1 protein-coding gene is annotated in these 895 nt (G+C 51.3%); it reads right to left on the reverse strand.

Translation table 11 applies throughout. From position 1 onward, the window contains the following. Window positions 1-381: 381 nt before the first annotated feature. Window positions 382-867 (reverse strand): OsmC family protein, encoded by a 486-nt coding sequence (locus tag PPL9_RS01120; RefSeq protein ID WP_057460920.1) that lies wholly within the window; start codon window positions 865-867, stop codon window positions 382-384. Window positions 868-895 lie beyond the last annotated feature (28 nt).

Below are 895 nucleotides of genomic sequence, written 5' to 3' on the forward strand. Positions count from 1 at the left end.
GCGACCCAGACTGCGAAGAGAAGCGTGACCCGGAGATGGATTAGATCCGATCGGAAAGGAAAAAAGAGCTTGACCTCAGCGCCCGATTAGAGAAGCGGCCATCCGAGCGGTTCCAGCTGAGGTTGAGAGCAAATATTATAAACTATTATGAAACTGCCATCAGAACCGGATATCGTCCTTATCCAAGCACATGGCCGCCTTCGCCGGGTGACCCATGTTTGCCGTTCGGGCCAGTTGGAAATGTTGGCAGCAGATGGCACTTCGCAACTTCGGACATATACAGAGCATGCATTAACTGGCGATCGTTCGGCCTACGCGAAGAGCGCAAACTGGCAGGTCACTTCTGATTTTCTCCATATTCCTGAACAGCTACAGCAGGCCTCATTTCAGCTCAGGGCATTCTAAAGCCTGATTCACGGTTCGGCTGACTAGTAACTTTGGCGGATTACGCAGTGTTTGAAGTATAACGCAGCTCTTTTCAGCGGCATTGAGAAGCACTGCCAGAGATTTATCGGGAACATCTGATGAGGTTTTTATGTCAACCTCGACATGAACGCTCTGGAATCCAACAGGAATCTGATCGTTCATCATTAGTGTTCCACGGACGTCGGCCCCTAAGCTAACCTTTACCTCAAGATTTTTGAGTTCCATTTTCATCAGATTGGCGATCATTCGGATCGCGGTATCCAGACAACTCGCTAGAGCCGCTGCTAAAATCTCGCCGGGGCAAGGAAAGTCACTTTCCCCGCCAACAGCCTTATGCACAGAGATTGGCAAGTCGATGGGAACATCAACACCGGTAGAGTCGGGGAGAGACGCGCCCTGCGGTAGATGAGGGGAGTAGCTGTTGACCGGCTGCTTTCGCACACTGCCGGTGCCTCAATCCTCACCATGA

It is taken from the genome of Pseudovibrio sp. POLY-S9 (assembly GCF_001431305.1).
Taxonomy (GTDB): domain Bacteria; phylum Pseudomonadota; class Alphaproteobacteria; order Rhizobiales; family Stappiaceae; genus Pseudovibrio.